This is a genomic window from Segeticoccus rhizosphaerae, assembly GCF_009192725.1.
In the GTDB taxonomy this organism is placed as follows: Bacteria; Actinomycetota; Actinomycetes; order Actinomycetales; family Dermatophilaceae; genus Segeticoccus; species Segeticoccus rhizosphaerae.
Genome location: NZ_VOHR01000038.1, coordinates 1 through 19,514, shown reverse-complemented (window position 1 = coordinate 19,514; position 19,514 = coordinate 1). Strand labels below are relative to the sequence as shown.

The window sequence follows — 19,514 nt, the reverse complement described above, 5'->3', positions numbered from 1 at the left end:
CTCGCGCCGGAGCCGGCGTCTCGACGACCGCCCCCGAGGTGGAGGAACCAGCCGAGGCGGTCGTCGAGACGCCGGCTCCGGCGCGAGGCCGGCTGCAGCGGCTGCGCGCCCGACTCGCCCGGTCCAACACCGCCTTCGGCCAAAGCCTGTTGGCGCTGTTGTCCAGGGGTGGGCTGGACGAGGAGGCCTGGGAGGAGGTGGAGGACACCCTGCTGGCCTCTGACCTCGGCGTCGAGGCCGCCACCGAGCTGGTGGACGCGCTGCGGACCCGCGTGAAGGTCGAGGGGGTGCAGGACGAGGCGACTGTGCGCGCCTGGCTCCGCGAGGACCTGTTGCGGCTCGTCGACCCGGGCATGGACCGGTCGGTGGCGTCGTCGCGGGTCGGTGGCCGGCCGGCGGTGGTCCTCGTCGTCGGCGTCAACGGCACCGGAAAGACAACGACCGTCGGCAAGCTCGCGCGAGTGCTCGTCGCCGAGGACAAGGACGTCATCCTCGGTGCGGCTGACACGTTCCGTGCTGCGGCGGCCGATCAGCTCCAGACATGGGGGGAGCGGGTCGGCGTGCCGACCGTGCGGTCCCACAAGGACGGTGCGGATCCAGCCGCCGTGGCGTTCGATGCGGTCAAGGGTGCGGTCGAGCTCGAGGCCGACGTGGTCCTCATCGACACCGCGGGTCGGTTGCACAACAAGGTCGGGCTGATGGACGAGCTCGGCAAGGTCAAGCGCGTCGTCGAGAAGCAGAGCCCCATCGACGAGGTGCTCCTCGTCCTCGACGCCACGACCGGACAGAACGGCATGCGTCAGGCCGAGGTCTTCAGCGAGGTCGTGGCCGTGACCGGTATCGTCCTGACCAAGCTGGACGGCACCGCCAAGGGCGGCATCGTCGTGGCCGTGCAGCGCCGGTTGGGCGTGCCGGTCAAGCTCGTCGGTCTCGGTGAGGGACCCGATGACCTCGCGCCGTTCGACCCCGAGGCCTTCGTCGACGCCCTGATCTCCTGACCCGCGCGCGGCGTGGGCGCGCCGGTCAGGTCGCCGTCCTTTGGCAGCAGGGGCGGGCGGGGGGCTAGGCTGGCGAGCACTCACGGTGAGGTGGTGACGATTGGTGGAGCAGGTCCTGGTCACGGGGCTCGGTGCGATCACTCCCGTGGGCAGGGACGTGCCGAACACGTGGTCGGCCCTGCTCGCCGGCAAGTCGGGCATCGGGCCGATCAGCTCGTTCGACGCGTCCCGGCTCTCGACCCGGATCGCGGGTGAGGTCAAGGATTTCGACCCATCAGAGGTCCTCGACACCAAGCGGCTGCGCCGGACCGCTCGCGTGAGCCAGTTCGCCGTTGCCGCCGCTCGTGAGGCGGTGGCCGACGCAGCCCTGGACCTCGAGGGAGAGGACCGGTCACGCATCGGCGTCGTGGTCAACACCGCTGTGGGGGCGATGGGCGAGGTCGAGAGGGCGGCCCGCACCCTGGACGACCCGCACGGCCGCACCAGCCGCCGGGTGAGTCCCTACTTCGTGTCGTCGGTGATCCCGAACATGCCCGCGTGCGAGGTCGCCATCGATCTCGGCGTGCACGGGCCCGTCACCGCGAGCGCCCTCGCGTGCGCCAGCGGCAGCTACGCGTTGCTCGAGGCGAGGCGGTTGATCCTGTCGGGCGAGGCCGATGTCGTGGTCTGCGGTGGCACCGATGCCGCGATCACCGAGGTGATGTTCGAGGGGCTGACCACGATGGGCGCCCTGTCCCGACTCAACGACGAGCCCCAGCTCGCGAGCCGTCCCTTCGACGCCGACCGGGACGGCTTCGTGTTCGCCGAAGGGGCCGTGGTCGTGGTGCTGGAGTCGGCCACGCACGCGCGCGAGCGGGGCGCGACGGCATACGCCCAGCTGCTCGGAGGGGCGCTGACATCGGATGCCTTCCACGTCAGTGCCCCCGAGCCGTCGGGAACGTATGCGGGAGAGGCGATCCGACAAGCCCTGCAGCGGACCGGGGTGGGGCCGCAGGAGATCGACTACATCTGCGCCCACGGCACCTCCACCCGCGCCAACGACCGCACCGAGACCGCAGCCATCAGATCGGCCCTGGGTTCGGCGGCCGACCAGGTTGCGGTGAGCTCGCCGAAGTCGATGGTGGGGCACCTCATCGGTGCGGCCGGGTCGCTTTCCGCGATGGTGTGCGCGCTGGCCATCCGGGACGGCCAGGTACCGCCCACCGTCAACCTCGAGACGCCCGACCCGGAATGCGACCTCGACTACGTGCCCGGCCGTGCGCGGGAGCTCCGCGTGGACACGGCCGTCGCCAACGCGTTCGGCTTCGGGGGCCAGAACTGCGTCATCGTGCTTCGAGCCCCTGGCCCTGGCGCCCCGGCCAGACGGCTCGAATAGGCAACTCGGGGAAGAAGGAGGTGTGGTTTGTCCGGCTACCGTTATGAGTCAAGGGCATTCCGTGCGACCTTTGAACGCCACTTCACCTACCTCACCGGGTTCAGCCGGAATGTGCACCGGTATGCCGACCGGCCGGCCCTGTCCGACGCGGTCACCGACCGCCGGTGGACCTATGCCGAGCTCGGCGGCGAGGTCGACGCGTTGGCGGCGGGGTTGGTGGCCACTGGGGTGAGGCCCAGGGAGGTCATCGTCTTCCAGCTGTTCAACACCCCGGAGTTCGCCTTGTTGTGGCTGGCGGCCCAGCGGATGGGCGCGATCGCCTGTCCGATCAACTTCCGGCTCTCACCGGGGGAGACCGCCCACGTCCTCGACGACAGCACGCCCGCCGTCTACTTCTTCGACGCCGCGCTGGTCGACACGGCGTGGGGCGCGCTCGATATCGCCGAGCACCGTCCGGATCGCGTCATCGTGGTCGACCCGGAGAAGACCGGCGCGACCGGTCCGGCGGCGACATCGTTCGCCGAACTGGCCGACCACCGTCGTGACGCACCGGCATGGCCGCACGCCACCGCCTACGACGAGACGACGCGCCTCTACACATCGGGCACGACCGGCCAGCCGAAAGGAGTGTCGCTCAACGCCGCCGTGGAGATCCTCACGGCCCACGACGTCATCATGCACTTCCCGCTGACCCCCGAGGACAAGACCCTCAACATGACGCCGTGGTTCCATCGGGGCGGGCTCTACTCGGGCGGGCCGAGCCCGGTCTTCTACGTCGGCGCCGAGTCGGTGGCCTTGCGCCACTTCGACGCTGCGACGGTGCTCGATCTGGTGGCCGACCGTGGGCTGAGCTTCCTGATCGGGGCGCCGACCAACCTCGCGCTGCTCTCGGACGAGCAGGAGGTGCGACCCCGCGATCTGGGCACACTGAGGGGCATCGTGACCATGGGCGCGCCCCTCGAGCGGGCGGCCTGCCTGCGCTACCAGGAGGTCCTCACGCCCGACATCTTCAACGGCTACGGCACGACCGAGGCCTTCTGGAACACCTTCCTGCGCCCGAGCGACCTTCCGGAGCACGCGGGCAGCGCAGGACGGGCCTGCACGGACGACGACGTTGCGGTCGTCAAGGTCTATCCCGATCGCCTGACAGCACCGGACGACCTCGCGGCCAAGGACGGGACCGAGGTCGGCGAGGTCATCGTGCGGTCGATGAAGGCCGGCCAGTCCTACGTCGACCAGGGCGAGGACCAGAAGGGGCGGTTCCGCGCCGGCTGGCTCTACATCGGCGACCTCGCGGTCTGGGACGCCCAGGAATACGTCACCATCGTCGGCCGCAAGGACGACATGATCCTGTCCGGCGGCGAGAACGTCTACCCCATGCAGGTCGAGGAGGCACTCAATTCCTGTCCGGCGGTGCAGGACTCGATCGTCGTGGGGATGCCCGACGAGCAGTGGGGCGAGCGGGTGGTGGCGTATGTCGTGTGCGCCGACCGGGTCGCGAGCGTCCAGGACCTCGACCGGTTCTGCCGGGCCCACCCGCTGCTGGCCCAGTTCAAGCGCCCCCGCGCCTACCGGTTCGTGGAGGAGCTCCCGATGACGCCGACCGGCAAGAAGATGCGCTTCGTGCTGCGCGAGCAGGCACCCAAGGATGACGCCGAGGGACTCTTCCAGAAGCCTTGAGCCAAGGCGCCGAAGGGCTGCCCCGAAACCTGGTGTTCACACAGCGGGTTCATTTCTGACACGGTCGTAACGCGGGAGGACCGCAGCGGTAACACGCCTCCTCGATGCTGTGCGGCATGGAAATCAGCAGCGGTGACACCGCGTGGGTCCTGACCAGCGCCGCGATGGTGCTGCTCATGACCCCGGGCCTGGCCCTGTTCTACGGCGGCATGGTGCGCGCCAAGAGCGTCCTGGCGATGATGATGATGAGCTTCGGCGCGATGGCGACTGTCGGTGTCGCGTGGGTGCTCTGGGGTTACAGCGAGGCCTTCGGTGAGTCGTGGCACGGGTTGGTCGGCAACCCCTTCGCGCACTTCGGGCTGTCCGGCCTGATGGCTGCCGACAGTGTGGTCGGGACGATTCCGACGTTGGCGTTCGTCGCCTTCCAGGCCGTCTTCGCCGTGATCACGGTGGCGCTGATCAGCGGCGCGATCGCGGAGCGGGCGAAGTTCGTGACGTGGCTGGTGTTCACGGTCGTCTGGGCGACCGTCGTCTACTTCCCGGTGGCGCACTGGGTCTTCGCCTTCGACGGGCTGGCCGCCGACCGCGGCGGCTGGATCGCCAACCAGCTGCATGCGATCGACTTCGCCGGCGGCACCGCTGTCCACATCAACGCGGGTGCCGCAGGACTCGCGCTCGCGTTGGTGCTGGGGCGGCGGATCGATCTCGGCCGCAGGACGATCCGGCCACACAACCTCACCATGGTGATGCTCGGCACGGGTCTGCTGTGGTTCGGGTGGTTCGGCTTCAACGCGGGATCGGCGCTCGGCGCCAACGGGGTCGCGGCTCTGGCCTTCGTCAACACGATCGCGGCCACCGGGGCCGGTCTGCTCGGGTGGCTGGTGACCGAAGGGCTGCGGGACGGCCGCGGCTCGTCTTTGGGAGCGGCCTCGGGCGTCGTCGCAGGGCTGGTCGCAATCACGCCGGCCGCGAACTCCGTCACGCCCGTTGGCGCGATCGGTCTCGGTCTGGTCGCGGGCGCCGTGTGCGCGGCGGCGGTCGGCCTCAAGCACCGGCTCGGAGTCGATGACAGCCTCGACGTCGTCGGCGTACACCTCGTCGGTGGCCTCGTGGGCACCGTGGGCATCGGTTTCCTGGCGTCCTCCGCGGCGCCGGCCGGGGTCGACGGCCTCCTGTACGGCGGTGGCCCGGCTCAGCTGGCACGGCAGGCGGTTGCGGCGCTCGCCGTGGTGGCCTTCTCCTTCACGGCGACCTATGCCATCGGGACGGTCCTGCACCGCACGCTCGGTCTCCGAATCGGCCCTGAGGCCGAGTTGGCCGGGGCCGACCGCGACCAGCACGGTGAGGCCGCCTACGACCTGGCCAGGCTGGCGGGTGCCGCGTGGGAGGCATCGCTGCCGGAGCAGCCTGCCCCGGTGCCGGCTCCGGCACACGAGCAGGTGGACGAGCCGGCATACGAACGGGTGGGCGAAGGCGTGGCGTCGTAGGGGCGTGAACCTGGCGACACGGCGACACCGAGCGGGGGTTCCGCGTGTGGAAGCGCGCGCAGGCGGAGGCCTGAGCATCCCCGCCGGACCGTTAACCTTGGGCACGTGTTCACCAGCCTGTCTGACCGACTGACCGTCACCTTCAAGAACCTCAAGCGCAAGGGCCGACTCTCCGAGTCCGACGTCAATGCGACGGTGCGCGACATCCGCCTCGCCCTGCTCGACGCCGACGTGGCGGTGCCGGTCGTCAAGGAGTTCACCAGAGGGGTCCGCGAACGGGCGCTGGGGGCCGAGGTCAGCGAGGCGCTCAACCCGGCCCAGCAGGTCGTCAAGATCGTCAACGACGAGCTGGTGGGCATCCTCGGTGGCGAGACCCGGCGCATCGAGTTCGCCAAGACCCCGCCGACGGTGATCATGCTGGCGGGGCTGCAGGGTTCCGGTAAGACGACGTTCGCCGGCAAGCTGGGCAAGTGGCTGGCCGACCAGGGCCACACCCCCATCCTCGTCGCGGCCGACCTCCAGCGGCCCAACGCCGTCACCCAGCTCGAGGTCGTGGGCCAGCGCGCCGGCGTGCCGGTGTTCGCGCCCGAGCGCGGCAACGTCGGTGGCCACGACGCGGCGCTCGAGAGCGGTGAGGGCACCCGCTCCTTCGGCGACCCGGTCGACGTCGCGCTCGACGGCGTCGAGCACGCCCGCAAGCAGCAGCACGACGTGGTCATCATCGACACCGCCGGTCGGCTCGCAGTCGACGTCGAGCTCATGCAGCAGGCGCACGACATCAAGATCGAGACGAAGGCCGACGAGGTCCTCTTCGTCATCGACGCGATGATCGGCCAGGCGGCCGTCGAGACGGCCGAGGCGTTCCAGCGCGGGGTGGGCTTCTCCGGCGTCGTGCTGTCCAAGCTGGACGGTGACGCGCGCGGTGGTGCCGCGTTGTCCGTGGCCACCGTCACCGGACGGCCGATCATGTTCGCCTCGACCGGTGAGCAGGTCAAGGACATCGAGGTCTTCCACCCCGATCGGATGGCGTCTCGGATCCTCGACATGGGCGACGTGCTCACCCTGATCGAGCAGGCCGAGAAGGCGTTCGACCGCGCCCAGGCCGCCGAGATGACGCGGAAGTTCATGGCGGAGGAGGACTTCACCTTCGACGACTTCCTGCAGCAGATGTCGGCCATCAAGAAGATGGGATCGCTCAAGTCGATGCTCGGCATGATGCCGGGCATGGCCGGGATGAAGGACCAGCTCGCCAACCTCGACGAGCGAGAGTTCGACCGGGTCGAGGCGATGGTGCAGTCGATGACGCCGTTCGAGCGGACCCACCCCAAGCAGATCAACGGGTCCCGCCGGGCGCGCATCGCCAAGGGATCCGGTGTGACGGTCTCCCAGGTCAACCAGCTGCTCGAACGCTTCGGCGAGGCGCAGAAGATGATGCGCCAGCTCCGCCGCGGCGGTGGCATGCCGGGCGTGCCCGGGATGCCGAGCCTGGGCGGTGGGAAGAAGGGCAAGCAGGTCAAGCGCAAGAAGGGCAAGAGCGGCAACCCTGCCAAGCGTGCGGCCGAGGAGAAGGCCCTCGAGCAGAAGGAGGAGCAGGCTCGCGCCGCGGCGATGGGGTCCGCCTTCGGTGATGTCGGTGGGGACGGTGGGAGCGCCGAACCGAACGACGAGTCCATGGACCCGACGAACCTCCAGCTCCCCAAGGGGTTCGAGAAGTTCCTCGGCAAGTAGCCCGGAGCACGCCCCGTCGACTCGCCCTGACCGGGGCCGGGCAGGCCTGCCACGTCGGTCGCCCTTCGGCGATGTCGAGCGGCCCGGCGCCTCCGGCGTTACGGTGAGGGATATGGAGGCTCCGCAACGAGGGCCTGATCCTCGCAAATCCAGCACGACCGTAACGCGCGGAGCCCTGGTCGGCCTGTTGGTGGGCCTCGTGATCGGCGTGATCTTCCTCGACAACATCGGCGTGGGCATCGCCCTCGGCATCGCGCTCGCCGTGGCCGGTGGAGTGCTGGTGAGCGCACGCGACAACAAGCCGAAGCGCTGACCCGCGCACGTCGACGGTCGCGCCGCCCTCCCGGGTCGGCGCCGGCTCGGTAGGGTCGCGTTCATGACCTCAGGCACTGTGCACGTCAAGGGGAAGATCCTGGTCGGGCCCGAGGAGGTGCGTGACGAGATCTGGGTGGTGGACGGCACCGTCTCCTTCACGCCGCCGTCGGCCGGGGCGAAGGTGCAGACCGTCCACGGCTGGGTGCTACCCGGGCTCGTCGACGCCCACTGCCACGTCGGTCTCGACGCCCACGGCGCGGTGGACGACTCCACCAGCGAGAAGCAGGCCGTGGCCGATCGGGAGGCCGGCACGCTGCTCATCCGCGACGCAGGATCTCCCGCCGACACCCGCTGGATCGACGATCGGGAGGACCTGCCCCGGATCATCCGCGCGGGCCGCCACATCGCCCGGACCCGACGCTACATCCGCAACTTCGGGTGGGAGATCGAGCCGGAGGACCTGGTCGCTTACGTCCGCCAGGAGGCGCGGGCGGGAGACGGTTGGGTGAAGCTGGTCGGCGACTGGATCGACCGGGACACCGGTGACCTCAGTCCCTGCTGGCCACGCGAAGCCCTCGCGGCCGCGATCGCCGCCGCCCACGAGGAGGGCGCCCGCGTCACGGCGCACTGCTTCGGCGAGGAGTCGCTGCACGACTTCGCGGCCGCCGGCACCGACTGCATCGAGCACGCGACCGGACTGCAGGACGACACGATCGGAGCGTTCGCGGCCCAGGGCATCGCCATCGTGCCCACCCTGGTCAACATCGCGACCTTCGAGTCCATCGCCCGATCCGCCGAGGGCAAGTTCCCCACGTATGCCGCGCACATGCGAGACCTGCACGCGCGCCGCCACGACACGGTTGCCAAGGCGCACGAGGCCGGCATCCCGATCTTCGTCGGCACTGACGCGGGTGGATCGCTGCCGCACGGGTTGGTCGCCCAGGAGGCGCTCGAGCTGACCCGCGCCGGCTTCAGCACGGCGCAGGCCCTCGATGCCGCCTGCTGGGGCGCGCGCCGCTGGCTGCGCAGACCCGGCCTCGAGGAGGGGGAGAGCGCCGACTTCGTCGTCTACGGTACCGATCCCCGCGACGACATCGCCGTGCTCGCGGACCCGGAGCTGATCGTGTTGCGAGGCCATGTTGCCCCCTGACCTGCACGCCGACGGCGAACAGGTCCGCGTGCACACCATCGCCCCGGCCGACGTCGCGCCCTACCGTCGCGCGGTGGAGCAGTCACGGCGCCGGATCGCCCGGTGGAACCCGGTGAATCCCGACGACATCCGGGGCCACTTGGCGGCCCAGTCGCGCTCTCACCGCACTTTTCTCGTCCGCGCGCACCATCCCGAGGGCGACCACGACGTGGTCGGCAAGGTCAACGTCACGGGCGTCGTCCACGGGCGGTTCAGGTCTGCGGCGTTGGGCTACGACGCCTACGACCCGTATGCCGGTCGTGGCCTCTTCTCCGAAGGGATCAGCCTCGTGATCGGGGTGGCGTTCGCCGCCGAGCCGGAGGGGATGGGGCTGCACCGGGTCGAGGCCAACGTCCAACCCGGCAATGTCACCTCGGCGGGTCTACTACGTGGGTTGGGGTTTCGGTACGAGGGCTTCACGCCGCGGATGATGTGGATGGCGGACGTGGCCGGGCGGGAGCAGTGGCGAGACCACGACCGCTACGCGTTGACGGCAGAGGAGTGGCCTGCTCCCGCCTTCCCGGCGCAGGAGCCGCATCGCTTGGCCTGCCTGGTGGGCGGGGAGCCCGGCCCGGGCAGGACCGGGTTCGCCCGCCGACTGGCCCGGGAGCTGGCCCTCCCGCTCTTCTCCCAGGACGTGGTCAACGACCAGACGACCCTCTACCGGCTGCTGGCGGAGTCACCCGTGGGCGCGGTCGTCGAGGCCGACCTGTCGCCGGACGACAACGAGGAGCTGCGCGAAGTGCTGGCCGGCGTCGGGCTCGACCCGGCAGCGGTCCTCGAGATCTGGTGTAGGGCAGGGGAGACGGATGGTTCGGCGCGGACACGGCCATGGGGCGAGGTCCTGAGCGTCGACACTTCGAGCCCCGTCCCCGACCGGGAGGTGGTGCGTGCGGCCCTGGAGGTCCGGCGTGTCACCGCGCTCCGAGCTCGTCCGGCCGGTTGATCCCCGACCCGTGGACGTCGGCTGAATCGAGACGCACCGTGCGCCGGTGGGCACGCACGGAGATGGCGACGGCCGCGGCCCACAGCAGGTAGAGGACGGCATACACCGCGTAGCGGGTGACGTCACCCGCGTCGACCCAGTCGCTGCGCAGCAGCGTGCGTGCGTTGGTCACGACGATCAGGCCTCCGACGAGCGAGCCGAGGATGCGCGGCGGCAGGTGGCGCACCAGCCAGGCGGCGATGGGGGCGGCCACGACGCCACCGGCCAGGAGTGCGACGACCCAGACGACGTCGATGCCCTGCGACCCGAGGGCGAACAGGAAACCGAGACTCGCGGCGACCGAGACGAGGAACTCGCTGGTGTCGATGGACCCGATGACCTTGCGCGGCTCGAGGCGGCCGCTGGCCAGGATCGCCGGCGTGCCGACCGGCCCCCAGCCTCCGCCGCCGGTGGAGTCGACGAAGCCGGCGACGAGGCCGAGCGGCCCGAGGAATCGCTTGCGCAGCGGCTTGTCCAACTTGTCCTGTGGCAGCCCCTTGACGGTGAAGCGAGTGAGCACGTAGACCCCGAGGGCCAGGAGCACGACGGACATCAGCGGGGCCGCGACCTCGGTGGACAGCCTCGACAGGAAGGTCGCACCGGCGAACGCGCCGACAGCACCCGGGATGCCGATCCGCAGGACGACCCCCCAGTCGACGTTGCCGAACCGCCAGTGGGAGGCCCCGGACACCAAGGTGGTGCCGATCTCCGCAAGGTGGACGGTCGCCGAGGCGGCGGCCGGGTTCGCGCCGATGGCGAGCAACAGGGTCGTGGAGGTGACGCCGTAGGCCATGCCCAGGCTGCCGTCCACGAGCTGCGCGCCCAGGCCCACGAGGGCGAGCAGGATCAGTCTGCGCATGTCCTTCACCACATCTCTGATTCGGTGTCACCGAGGAGGCACCGGGCCGGCGCCTCTCTCGTCATAACCTTCTGAACACGTAGGAATAATAGGATTAAAGGAAAAGGTTGTCCAGCTGTCGCTCGGGAACCCGGCTCGCAGGCACGGCAACGCGGCATGCGCCACAATCGGCGCGTGGACATCTCAGCGAAGGTCGACTACGCCGTCCGGGCGCTGCTCGGCATCGCCGAGGCAACCGTCGGCGGCCGGGAGCCGGTGTCGGTCGAGACCCTGGTGCAGCAGCAACAGCTGCCCCGCAAGTTCCTGGAGGCGATCCTCGCCGACCTGCGCCGCAGCGGGCTGGTCACCAGCCAGCGGGGGCCGCGGGGTGGGTACCGCCTCGCGAAGGATGCGTCCCAGGTCACCGTCGGCGACGTGTTCCGTGCGGTGGACGGACCCCTGGCCGAGGTGCGGGGCCTGCGGCCGCAGGACACGGCATACACCGGCGTGGCCGAGCATCTGCCGACGGTGTGGGTGGCCGTGCGAGCCAGTCTGCGGAGGGTCCTCGACGAGACCTCCATCGAGCAGCTGCGCAGCGGTCGGTTGCCGGCTCACGTCACGCGGCTCGCGGCGGCGCCGGACGCCTGGGAGAACCGCTGAGCTCCTGCCGGTCCGGGCCTGCGCGGGCGCGCGTTCGGTATCCGTCGCGGGTTCTGGCAGAATGTCCGGCGTACCCGTCCGGTCGCGGCCCCTCTCTCCGCCCCAGGACGTGTCAACTGCAGCCTGTGCGTCCCGTGTCCCCACGCGGACCGCGCAACGGGCTCACCCGATTCCAGAAACAGGAGACACCACCCACGTGGCCGTCAAGATTCGTTTGAAGCGCCTCGGCAAGATCCGGGCACCGTACTACCGCGTCGTCGTCATGGACTCGCGGGCCAAGCGCGATGGCCGGGCCATCGAGGAGATCGGCAAGTACCACCCGACGCAGGAGCCGTCTCTCATCGAGATCGACTCCGAGCGCGCGCAGTACTGGCTCGGTGTCGGCGCGCAGCCGACCGAGCAGGTCGCCGCGTTGCTCAAGGTGACCGGCGACTGGCAGAAGTTCAAGGGCGAGCCGGGTGCCGAGGGCACTCTCAAGCTGGCCGAGCCGAAGGCCGACAAGAAGGCCCTCTTCGACGCGGCGAGCAAGGCCGCGGCCGACGAGCCCAAGGACGGCGCCACCACGCCCAGGAAGAAGAAGTCCGCCAAGGCTGACGAGTCCAAGGCCGATGAGTCCAAGGCCGACGAGGCGAAGGCCGACGACGTCACGTCCGAGGACAAGGCGGGCAGCCAGGCCGAGTCGGACCAGGCCGTCACCGCGCACGAGGGCCTCTCGGAGGAGGGCGCCAAGGCCGATGTCACGCCGGCCACGGCCGCTGACGACAACGAGAAGTCCAGCGGTGCCGAGGTGCCGACCGCACCCGCCGACGCCGACCAGGCCGACGCGCAGCCGGCCCTGCCGACCGACGCCGACGCGTCCGAGGCCTGATCGTGCTCGAGGAGGCGCTCGAGCACCTCGTCAAGGGCATCGTCGACCACGACGAGGACGTCGTCGTGCGGCACAAGGAGCTGCGCCGCGGTGAGCTGCTCGAGGTGCGCGTCCACCCCGATGACCTTGGTCGCGTGATCGGTCGGTCCGGTCGCACCGCCGGTGCCCTGCGCACCGTGGTCGGCGCCCTCGCCGGCGGCAAGCAGGTGCGGGTCGACATCGTCGACACGGACCGCTCCCGGTAGGACGTCAGCCGGGCCGCGGCCCGCGGAGCGGAGCAACCGAGCAGCACAGCACCACACGACAGGGGTATGTCGGGACCGCGAGTTCCGACATACCCCTGCGTCGTGTGGTGAGGACCAGGAAGAGGACCACGGAAGGAGCGGCACGTGGCCGTCGTCGTCGCACGCATCGGCAAGGCGCACGGACTCCGGGGTGAGGTGACCGTGCGCGTGCACACCGACACACCCGACGAGCGATTCGTGGTGGGCGCGCGCTTCGAGACCGAGCCGGCGTCGGCGGGGCCGCTCACGCTGCGTTCGGTGCGCGACCACAACGGGATCCTGCTGCTCGGTTTCGAGGAGGCGTCGGACCGCACCGGGGCCGAGGGCCTGCGCGGCACGCGGCTGCTGGCAGCGGAGGAGGCCGACGCCGAGGACGCGTGGTACGAGGACGACCTGGTCGGCCTCGCCGTGGTCGACGTGCATGGTCACAGCCTCGGCGAGGTGACCGGCCTGGAGAGCCGGCCGGCCCAGGACCTGCTGGTCCTGCGGCTGGCCGACGGACGCACCGCCCGGGTCCCCTTCGTCGCACAGCTGGTGCCCGAGGTGGACGTCGACGGCGGCCGGGTCGTCGTCGACCCCCCCGAGGGCCTGCTCGACCTGGACGAGGGCTGACCGCCGTGCGGCTGGACCTCGTCACGATCTTCCCCGACTACCTGGCGCCACTCGACCTGTCGCTCATCGGCAAGGCCCGGCGCCAGGGCTTGCTCGACGTGCACGTGCACGACCTGCGGTCGTTCACCCACGACCGGCACCGCACCGTCGACGAAACGCCCTACGGCGGCGGCCCGGGCATGGTCATGCGTCCGGAGCCCTGGGGGGAGGCGCTCGACCACCTCGTCGAGCAGGAGGGCCCCGCGGCCCGGCCACGACTGTTGGTGCCGGGGCCGGGCGGGAAGCCCTTCACCCAGGCGATGGCGCGAGAGCTCGCGCACGAGCCGTGGCTGGCGTTTGCCTGCGGCCGCTACGAGGGCATCGACGAGCGCGTCTACGAGTATGCCGGGCAGGACCTCGGGCTCGACGTCACGACGGTCTCCCTCGGAGACTACGTCGTCAACGGCGGGGAGGTCGCCGTCCTCGCCATGGTGGAGGCGATCGCCCGGCTCGTCCCCGGCGTCATCGGCAATGCCGAGTCACTCGTCGAGGAGTCGCACGAGGACGGCCTGCTGGAGTACCCCGTCTTCACCAAGCCGCCGCAGTGGCACGGCCGTTCGGTGCCCGACGTGTTGCTGTCGGGCGACCACGGCGCGATTGCCGACTGGCGCCACCAGCAACGGCTCGAACGCACCGCCGCGCGCCGGCCCGACCTCCTGCACGTGTCGGCGTCGCTCGGCGTCGACGGTCTCGAGGTCACCCCCGCCCAGCCTTCCGACGTCGGGGAGCTGGTCACCCTGCAGCGCGCCTGCTGGTTGCCCGAGGCCGTCGACACCGAACCGGGGCAGATTCCCGCGGTGACCGAGTCGATGGACCAGGCCGCGCGCGGACTGCGCGAGTGGCAGACCTTCGTGGTGCGCTCGGGCGGCCGGCTCGTCGGGTCGGTCCGCGGCCGACTCGCGCCGGGCGACGAGACCGTCTGGCAGATCGCTAGGGTCATGGTGGCCCCGGACCTGCAGGGCAGGGGCCTCGGCCGCGCGCTGCTCGTGTTCGCGGAGGGGCTCGCGCCCGGGTCGGTGCGCACGCTGTGGCTCACCACCGGCGCGCAGAACACCCGAAACCAGCGGTTCTACCGGCGCGCGGGCTATCGGCGACGGGCCGGCGAGCCGAGCTACCCCGGCGCTGTCGACCTCACCAAACGGCGTCCGAGGCCGGCTGGCTAGTCGATCAGCGCCCGGTCCAGGTCGGCGGGCAACAGGCGGCGCGCCCCGATGAACCGGTCCGCGACTCCGGCCGTGACGGTCTGGGTGGCCATGACGCCGAAGAGCACCAGCAGCTGCGCCGTCGCGGCCTGGGCCGGGGTGCCGCCACCGAGCATGACGCCGATGAAGGCGCCCGGCAGGGTGACCACGCCGGACGTCCGGACCTGGTCGAGCCCCGGCAACAGGGCCTCGGGCGTGCGCCGGTGGATGATCTCGGCGATGCCCTGGGACGGCGACATCCCCAGCGACAGGCACGCCTCATACTGCCCGTGCTCCTCCCGCAGGGCAGCGAACACGCGACGCCCCACCAGAGTGTGTGCCGTCATCGTGTTGCCGATGATGATGCCGGCGATCGGGATCAGCGCGATGCCCTTCACGGGGACGGCACCGGACACGAACAGCACACCCAGCACGGGCACGATCCCGCACGCCATCGCGAGGGCGGTCCAGGCCCAGGCCGCCGGCCGGGCCTCCACCCGCCGCGCGGTCGTGAGGACGGCCATCGTGAACATCACCACCACCAGCAGGCAGGACAGCGCCAGGTGGCTGATCACCGAGGCGATCAGGAGGGCGGCGACGCCGAGCTGCAGGGTGGCTCGCACGCCTGCGACGACGACGGCCCGCTCCAGTCGCAGACCTGCGACCAGGTGGGCGGCCACGGTGATCACCATGAGGGTCACCATCGCCGCCGCGACGGACCAGCCGGGGTTGATGGTCACGGGCAAACCGTAGTGCGCGTATGACGTCCGGCACCGCCCGCCGCACGCCCGCGCCCGGGCAGGTTGCTCATGGCGGGTGTGGATTTCGGTGCTGGTGGCCTTCCGTGGCAGAATGACTCCTTGCGTCTGCTGGACCAAGCGGCCCCTGCCACAGGGGGAGTGCCTCGGCACGCGGCCCCAGCAGATCGACGACACACTCGTAGCACGACAAGACCCGTGGGTGGCCTGTGGCACCGACGAGAAAGCGACACCCTCATGCACAAGCTCGACGCCATCGACCAGGCGAGTCTCCGCACCGACGTCCCCGACTTCCGGGCCGGTGACACCCTCAAGGTCCACGTGAAGGTCATCGAGGGCACGCGCTCGCGTGTGCAGGTCTTCCAGGGCGTCGTCATCCGGCGCCACGGCGGCGGTGTCGGCGAGACCTTCACCGTGCGCAAGGTGAGCTTCGGCATCGGTGTGGAGCGCACCTTCCCGCTGCACACCCCGATCATCGACAAGATCGAGGTCGTCACCCGCGGTGACGTGCGGCGCGCCAAGCTCTACTACCTGCGCGACCTGCGGGGCAAGGCAGCCAAGATCAAGGAGAAGCGCGAGACGCCGCAGAAGTCTCGCTGAGCCACCCCTCGCCACCCTGCGAGGACGGCACGTCGGCAGCTCGGCCTCCGGCGCGGTCGGTGCAGCGCGGCCGGGTCGCTCCGGAGGGCGTCCACCCACGAGGGATACGCTCGGGATCTCATGGAACCCGGACCGCCGGCGGCCTCGGCCCGCCCTGACCTCTCGACGTCCACGGGTGACGACGTCCCGCACGTGCGGGTGTCGCGGATACGACGGTGGTTGGTCGCCGTGGTGGCAGTGGCGGTCGTTCTCGTGCTCGTCCGGACGTTCGTGGTCGAGACCTATGCCATCCCCTCCGACTCGATGGAGCCCACGCTGAAGACCTCCGATCGGATCATCGTCGACAAGGTCGCTCCGTCCCATGTGGAGCGCGGCGACGTCGTCGTCTTCGACGGGCAGGCCTTCGGCGGCGCCACGGCCTACGTCAAGCGGGTCATCGGCATCGGCGGTGACGAGGTCTCCTGCTGCACAGACCAGGGGCGCCTGCGGCTCAACGGCAGGCCGCTGGACGAGCCCTACGTCGAGCCCGGCGACGCGCCCAGTGACCTGCACTTTGACGTGCGTGTGCCTCCGGGAAGACTGTGGGTCATGGGCGACCACCGCAGCGACTCCGGTGACTCCCGGGCCCACCTGGGCGATCCAGGGGGCGGCATGGTGCCGGTCGGCGACGTCATCGGACGGGCGATCTGGCGCTACTGGCCACCTTCCGAGTTCGGTGCGGTGCCGTCAACGACGGCCACGGCGGCGGCACCCACACCGGCGTCGGTCGACCGGGCGCCGGGCAGTCGGGAGCGGCGCCGGTGAACGACCACGGTCGCCCCGAACTCCCGGAGCCGGAAGACACCGGCGCCCAGCAGCCCTCCCACAGCGAGCTGCCGGACCGCCACCCTGACGTGACGCCGGACGACGGGACGTCGAACCCGCAGCCGGCCCAGCCCACTGCGCGCGAGGACCCCCCGAGGCGGGGCAGCGGCATCCTGCACGGGCTGCGCGAGATCGGGATCGTCGTCGTCACCGCCCTGGTCCTGTCGCTCATCGTCAAGACCTTCCTGTTCCAGGCGTTCTGGATCCCTTCCGGGTCGATGGAGAGCACGCTGATCTACGGCGACCGGGTCGTGGTGAGCAAGCTGACGCCCGGCCCCTTCGCCCTCAAGCGCGGCGACGTCGTCGTCTTCGAGGACCCCGACCACTGGCTGGACGAGACCCCGCCGCCGGATCGCGGCCCCTTCGGCACCGTCGCCCACGACGTGCTGGAGTTCGTCGGAATCGTGCCCACCGGTGAAGGCAACCACCTGATCAAGCGCGTCATCGGGCTGCCCGGCGACCACGTCGTGTGCTGCACCGACCTGGGCAAGCTCAAGATCAACGGCACGGCGATCAACGAGCCCTACGTCCACGCAGGCGATCCACCGAGCATCGAGAAGTTCGACATCACCGTGCCGCCCGGCAAGGTCTGGGTGATGGGCGACCACCGCAGCGACTCGGGGGACTCGCGTTTCCACGACAACGGCAGTGGCGGCAAGGACGGATCCGTGCCGGAAGACCTCATCGTCGGCCGGGCCGTGTCGATCGTCTGGCCCCTCGACCGGATCAGCTGGCTCTCCGACTACTCCGACACCTTCGCCGACGTGCCGGACCCCAAGGGCTCCCAGAAGTGACTCCGCGCCCCGTCTCCAAGCGCCCCAGCCTCCGGGTGGAGCGGGCGCTGCAGCGCGACGGGCACCGGGTGCTCGCGGGCATGGACGAGGTCGGTCGAGGAGCACTCGCCGGCCCGGTCTCGGTCGGAGTGGTGGTGATCGACGAGTCCTGTCGCTCCGCCCCTTCCGGGGTCAAGGACTCCAAGCTGTTGTCCCCGCCCGTCCGGGAGCGGCTCGTCCCCGCGATCCGCCGGTGGGCGCTGGCCTACGCCGTCGGCCACGCGAGCCCGGGTGAGATCGACGCCATCGGCATCATGGCGGCACTGCGCCTGGCCGGCACCCGCGCGCTCACCCAGCTGGACGTCATACCGGACCTGGTCATCCTCGACGGCAACCACGACTGGCTGACCGATCCGACGCGGGTGGGACTGCTCGGTCTGGACGGCGCCGACGGTGACGGCACGGCATACCTCACGCCTCCGGTGCGCACGATGATCAAGGCGGACATGAAATGCTCGTCGGTGGCCGCCGCGAGCGTCCTCGCCAAGGTGGAGCGCGACGGCATGATGGTCGACCTGGCCCGGGAGATCTCCGTCTACGGCTGGGCCGGCAACAAGGGCTACTCGGCCCCCGAGCACTTTGCTGCCCTCGCAGAGCACGGTCCGTGCGAGCACCACCGACGGTCCTGGCGGTTGCGCGGGTGCGAGGTGGTCGGTGGGGGCGAGACCGACGAGGCACTGCTGGACGCTCACTTCGCCGCCGGCTTCGGCGCGGACTCGTTGATGGGCGAGGATGGGCTCGTTGCCCCGTCGATGATCGTGGTCGAGCCGCAGGAACAGGAGATGGACGCGGGATGAGTGCCGAGGATCTCGAGAAGTACGAGACCGACATGGAGCTGCAGCTCTACCGGGAGTACCGCGACGTCGTCGGCCTGTTCTCGCACGTCGTCGAGACCGAGCGGCGTTTCTACCTGGCCAACTCGGTCGAGGTCAAGGTCCGGGGCGACGGTGGCGAGACCTACTTCGAGGTCACCATGAGCGACGCCTGGGTCTGGGACGTCTACCGGCCCGCGCGGTTCGTGAAGAACGTGCGCGTCGTGACGTTCAAGGACGTCAACGTCGAGGAGCTGGCCAAGAGTGACCTCGAGTTCCCCAAGGACGGCACCTTCCCGGAGTGACGCTGCTGGACACCCGCGTCGTCGCCACGTGACGCTGCTGGGCACCCGCGTCGTCGCCACGCGTCGCAACTCGCGCTGGCACTACTCGGGTGAGCGGACGCGATGCCGGCGTGTCGTAAGGCATGTCGGGAGGGAGTTCCAGCGCGAATTGCGATTTTCGACGCCCTCTGCCGCTCAGCGGGGCGGGTGGAGGTCAGGACCGCGGGCGCTCCAGGACGGCGACCCGGCCGTCGGTGCCCGAGGCCCAGCAGGCGCCGTCATGGCTGCACTGGACACCGTCGTAGCGGTCGTTGTCGAAGTGGGCCCAGGTGCGCCCGCCGTCGTGGCTGACGTCGCTGCCGGTCGGTCCCACCGCCACCACACCGCGTGCCGTGCGCGGCAGGAAGTCCACGCCGGAGCGGTAGCCGTCGACCTGCTCGCTGCTCGACTTCCAGGTGCGGCCGCCATCGGCGGTCCAGGCCGCGGCGTCGGCCCCGTTGGTCTCGTCGAGGAAGTCGCCGCCGACGACCACGCCGTGCCGCGCGTCGCGGAAGGCGATCGAGTAGACCCCGGCCGTGTCGCCCGAGCGGATCGGCACCGGCCGGGCTGACCAGCGCTGCCCCGCGTCCGTGGTGGAGAAGACCCGCGGCTGGTCACCGCCGGTGGCGAACCAGAACCGGTGGCCCGGACCCGAGACGAGACACGTTCCCGACGCGGCGAACCCGAACTCGTTGGTGCCGGCGGCCGGCATACCGCTCGTGTCCATGACCTGCCAGGTGCGGCCGGCGTCACTGGACCTCGCGATCTGCAAGTAGCCGTGGGCGGGGTCGCTCATCGCCAGCGCGGTGCCGTCCTTGCTGAAGGCGATGCAGTCGTAGAAGGCGGCCGGGTCGGCATTGCGGAAGGTCTCGCTCCAGGTCTGCCCGCCGTCGGTGGTGCGGTAGATGCGTGAGTCGCTGCCGGGCCCGATCGACAGCGCCACCGCGTGGGTCGCGTCGGCCGCCTCGATGTCGCGTAGCGCCAGACCGACCGCGGCCGAGGGGCTGACGTCCTGCCAGGTCGCACCGCCGTCGGTTGTCTGGTCGTGATGTCCACCAGCACTCTCCCGCGCCCGGCGCACGTCT

General features: G+C 70.5%; 19 protein-coding genes and 1 pseudogene. 17 read left to right on the top strand and 3 right to left on the bottom strand.

Annotation, left to right across the window (positions count from 1 at the left end; genetic code table 11):
* The 7 genes from ftsY to FRW57_RS05350 all read left to right on the top strand — a co-directional run.
* A partial coding sequence (gene ftsY / locus FRW57_RS05385) for a signal recognition particle-docking protein FtsY (RefSeq protein ID WP_152185493.1) occupies positions 1–998 on the top strand: 998 nt, incomplete at its 5' end.
* Positions 999–1,101: 103 nt separating this feature from the next.
* Positions 1,102–2,373, top strand: coding sequence for a beta-ketoacyl-ACP synthase II (fabF, locus tag FRW57_RS05380; RefSeq protein ID WP_238999311.1), 1,272 nt, complete (start codon positions 1,102–1,104; stop codon positions 2,371–2,373).
* Positions 2,374–2,400: 27 nt separating this feature from the next.
* Entirely contained in the window at positions 2,401–4,053 is a 1,653-nt protein-coding gene (locus tag FRW57_RS05375; RefSeq protein WP_152185492.1) for a class I adenylate-forming enzyme family protein, read from the top strand.
* A 116-nt stretch (positions 4,054–4,169) separates the two neighbouring features.
* A complete protein-coding gene (locus FRW57_RS05370) occupies positions 4,170–5,540 on the top strand; it encodes an ammonium transporter (protein ID WP_202911552.1) in 1,371 nt (456 codons plus the stop codon).
* 105 nt (positions 5,541–5,645) lie between these two features.
* Positions 5,646–7,268 carry a signal recognition particle protein gene (gene ffh / locus FRW57_RS05365; protein ID WP_137121833.1) on the top strand — a complete coding sequence of 541 codons (1,623 nt, stop codon included), beginning with the start codon at positions 5,646–5,648 and terminating at the stop codon, positions 7,266–7,268.
* Positions 7,269–7,644: 376 nt separating this feature from the next.
* Complete coding sequence (locus FRW57_RS05355) at positions 7,645–8,733, top strand: amidohydrolase family protein (RefSeq protein ID WP_137121835.1); 1,089 nt, start codon at positions 7,645–7,647, stop codon at positions 8,731–8,733.
* Positions 8,720–9,718 (top strand): GNAT family N-acetyltransferase, encoded by a 999-nt coding sequence (locus FRW57_RS05350; protein WP_152185491.1) that lies wholly within the window; start codon positions 8,720–8,722, stop codon positions 9,716–9,718. The genes FRW57_RS05355 and FRW57_RS05350 overlap by 14 nt, the downstream gene beginning before the upstream one ends.
* Here FRW57_RS05350 and FRW57_RS05345 read toward each other — a convergent pair.
* On the bottom strand, positions 9,687–10,616 hold the full coding sequence (locus tag FRW57_RS05345; protein WP_152185490.1) for a sulfite exporter TauE/SafE family protein: 930 nt from the start codon (positions 10,614–10,616) through the stop codon (positions 9,687–9,689). The genes FRW57_RS05350 and FRW57_RS05345 overlap by 32 nt on opposite strands.
* Positions 10,617–10,790: 174 nt before the next feature.
* On the opposite strand from FRW57_RS05345, the gene FRW57_RS05340 reads away from it, so the two are divergent.
* The 5 genes and pseudogenes from FRW57_RS05340 to trmD all read left to right on the top strand — a co-directional run bounded on the left by FRW57_RS05340 (position 10,791) and on the right by trmD (position 14,221).
* On the top strand, positions 10,791–11,255 hold the full coding sequence (locus FRW57_RS05340) for an RrF2 family transcriptional regulator (protein WP_137121838.1): 465 nt from the start codon (positions 10,791–10,793) through the stop codon (positions 11,253–11,255).
* A 196-nt stretch (positions 11,256–11,451) separates the two neighbouring features.
* Positions 11,452–11,898, top strand: a pseudogene (gene rpsP, locus FRW57_RS05335) (30S ribosomal protein S16); the annotation flags it as partial.
* A 227-nt stretch (positions 11,899–12,125) separates the two neighbouring features.
* On the top strand, positions 12,126–12,368 hold the full coding sequence (locus tag FRW57_RS05330; RefSeq protein WP_137121839.1) for an RNA-binding protein: 243 nt from the start codon (positions 12,126–12,128) through the stop codon (positions 12,366–12,368).
* 144 nt (positions 12,369–12,512) lie between these two features.
* The gene (gene rimM / locus FRW57_RS05325; RefSeq protein ID WP_137121840.1) at positions 12,513–13,019 is read left to right on the top strand and encodes a ribosome maturation factor RimM; all 507 of its coding nucleotides are present in this window, start codon (positions 12,513–12,515) and stop codon (positions 13,017–13,019) included.
* Positions 13,020–13,024: 5 nt separating this feature from the next.
* Positions 13,025–14,221 carry a tRNA (guanosine(37)-N1)-methyltransferase TrmD gene (gene trmD, locus FRW57_RS05320; protein WP_152185488.1) on the top strand — a complete coding sequence of 399 codons (1,197 nt, stop codon included), beginning with the start codon at positions 13,025–13,027 and terminating at the stop codon, positions 14,219–14,221.
* Here the strand turns inward: trmD and FRW57_RS05315 are convergent.
* Complete coding sequence (locus FRW57_RS05315; RefSeq protein ID WP_137121842.1) at positions 14,218–14,979, bottom strand: ABC transporter permease; 762 nt, start codon at positions 14,977–14,979, stop codon at positions 14,218–14,220. The two genes, trmD and FRW57_RS05315, sit on opposite strands and share 4 nt — an antisense overlap.
* A gap of 255 nt (positions 14,980–15,234) precedes the next feature.
* Between FRW57_RS05315 and rplS the strand changes: the two genes are divergently transcribed.
* The 5 genes from rplS to FRW57_RS05290 all read left to right on the top strand — a co-directional run bounded on the left by rplS (position 15,235) and on the right by FRW57_RS05290 (position 18,411).
* Positions 15,235–15,597 carry a 50S ribosomal protein L19 gene (gene rplS / locus FRW57_RS05310; protein ID WP_137121843.1) on the top strand — a complete coding sequence of 121 codons (363 nt, stop codon included), beginning with the start codon at positions 15,235–15,237 and terminating at the stop codon, positions 15,595–15,597.
* 120 nt (positions 15,598–15,717) lie between these two features.
* Entirely contained in the window at positions 15,718–16,401 is a 684-nt protein-coding gene (lepB, locus tag FRW57_RS05305; protein WP_137121844.1) for a signal peptidase I, read from the top strand.
* The gene (lepB, locus tag FRW57_RS05300) at positions 16,398–17,255 is read left to right on the top strand and encodes a signal peptidase I (RefSeq protein WP_238384700.1); all 858 of its coding nucleotides are present in this window, start codon (positions 16,398–16,400) and stop codon (positions 17,253–17,255) included. The genes lepB (FRW57_RS05305) and lepB (FRW57_RS05300) overlap by 4 nt, the downstream gene beginning before the upstream one ends.
* Positions 17,252–18,091 carry a ribonuclease HII gene (locus tag FRW57_RS05295; RefSeq protein ID WP_238384701.1) on the top strand — a complete coding sequence of 280 codons (840 nt, stop codon included), beginning with the start codon at positions 17,252–17,254 and terminating at the stop codon, positions 18,089–18,091. The genes lepB (FRW57_RS05300) and FRW57_RS05295 overlap by 4 nt, the downstream gene beginning before the upstream one ends.
* Positions 18,088–18,411: a DUF2469 domain-containing protein gene (locus FRW57_RS05290; protein WP_137121845.1), complete on the top strand. Its 324-nt coding sequence runs from the start codon at positions 18,088–18,090 to the stop codon at positions 18,409–18,411. The genes FRW57_RS05295 and FRW57_RS05290 overlap by 4 nt, the downstream gene beginning before the upstream one ends.
* Positions 18,412–18,604: 193 nt before the next feature.
* On the opposite strand, the gene FRW57_RS05285 is transcribed toward FRW57_RS05290, so the two are convergent.
* Positions 18,605–19,514, bottom strand: a 910-nt coding sequence (locus FRW57_RS05285; protein ID WP_152185487.1) for a WD40/YVTN/BNR-like repeat-containing protein, incomplete at its 5' end; no start/stop codon positions are given.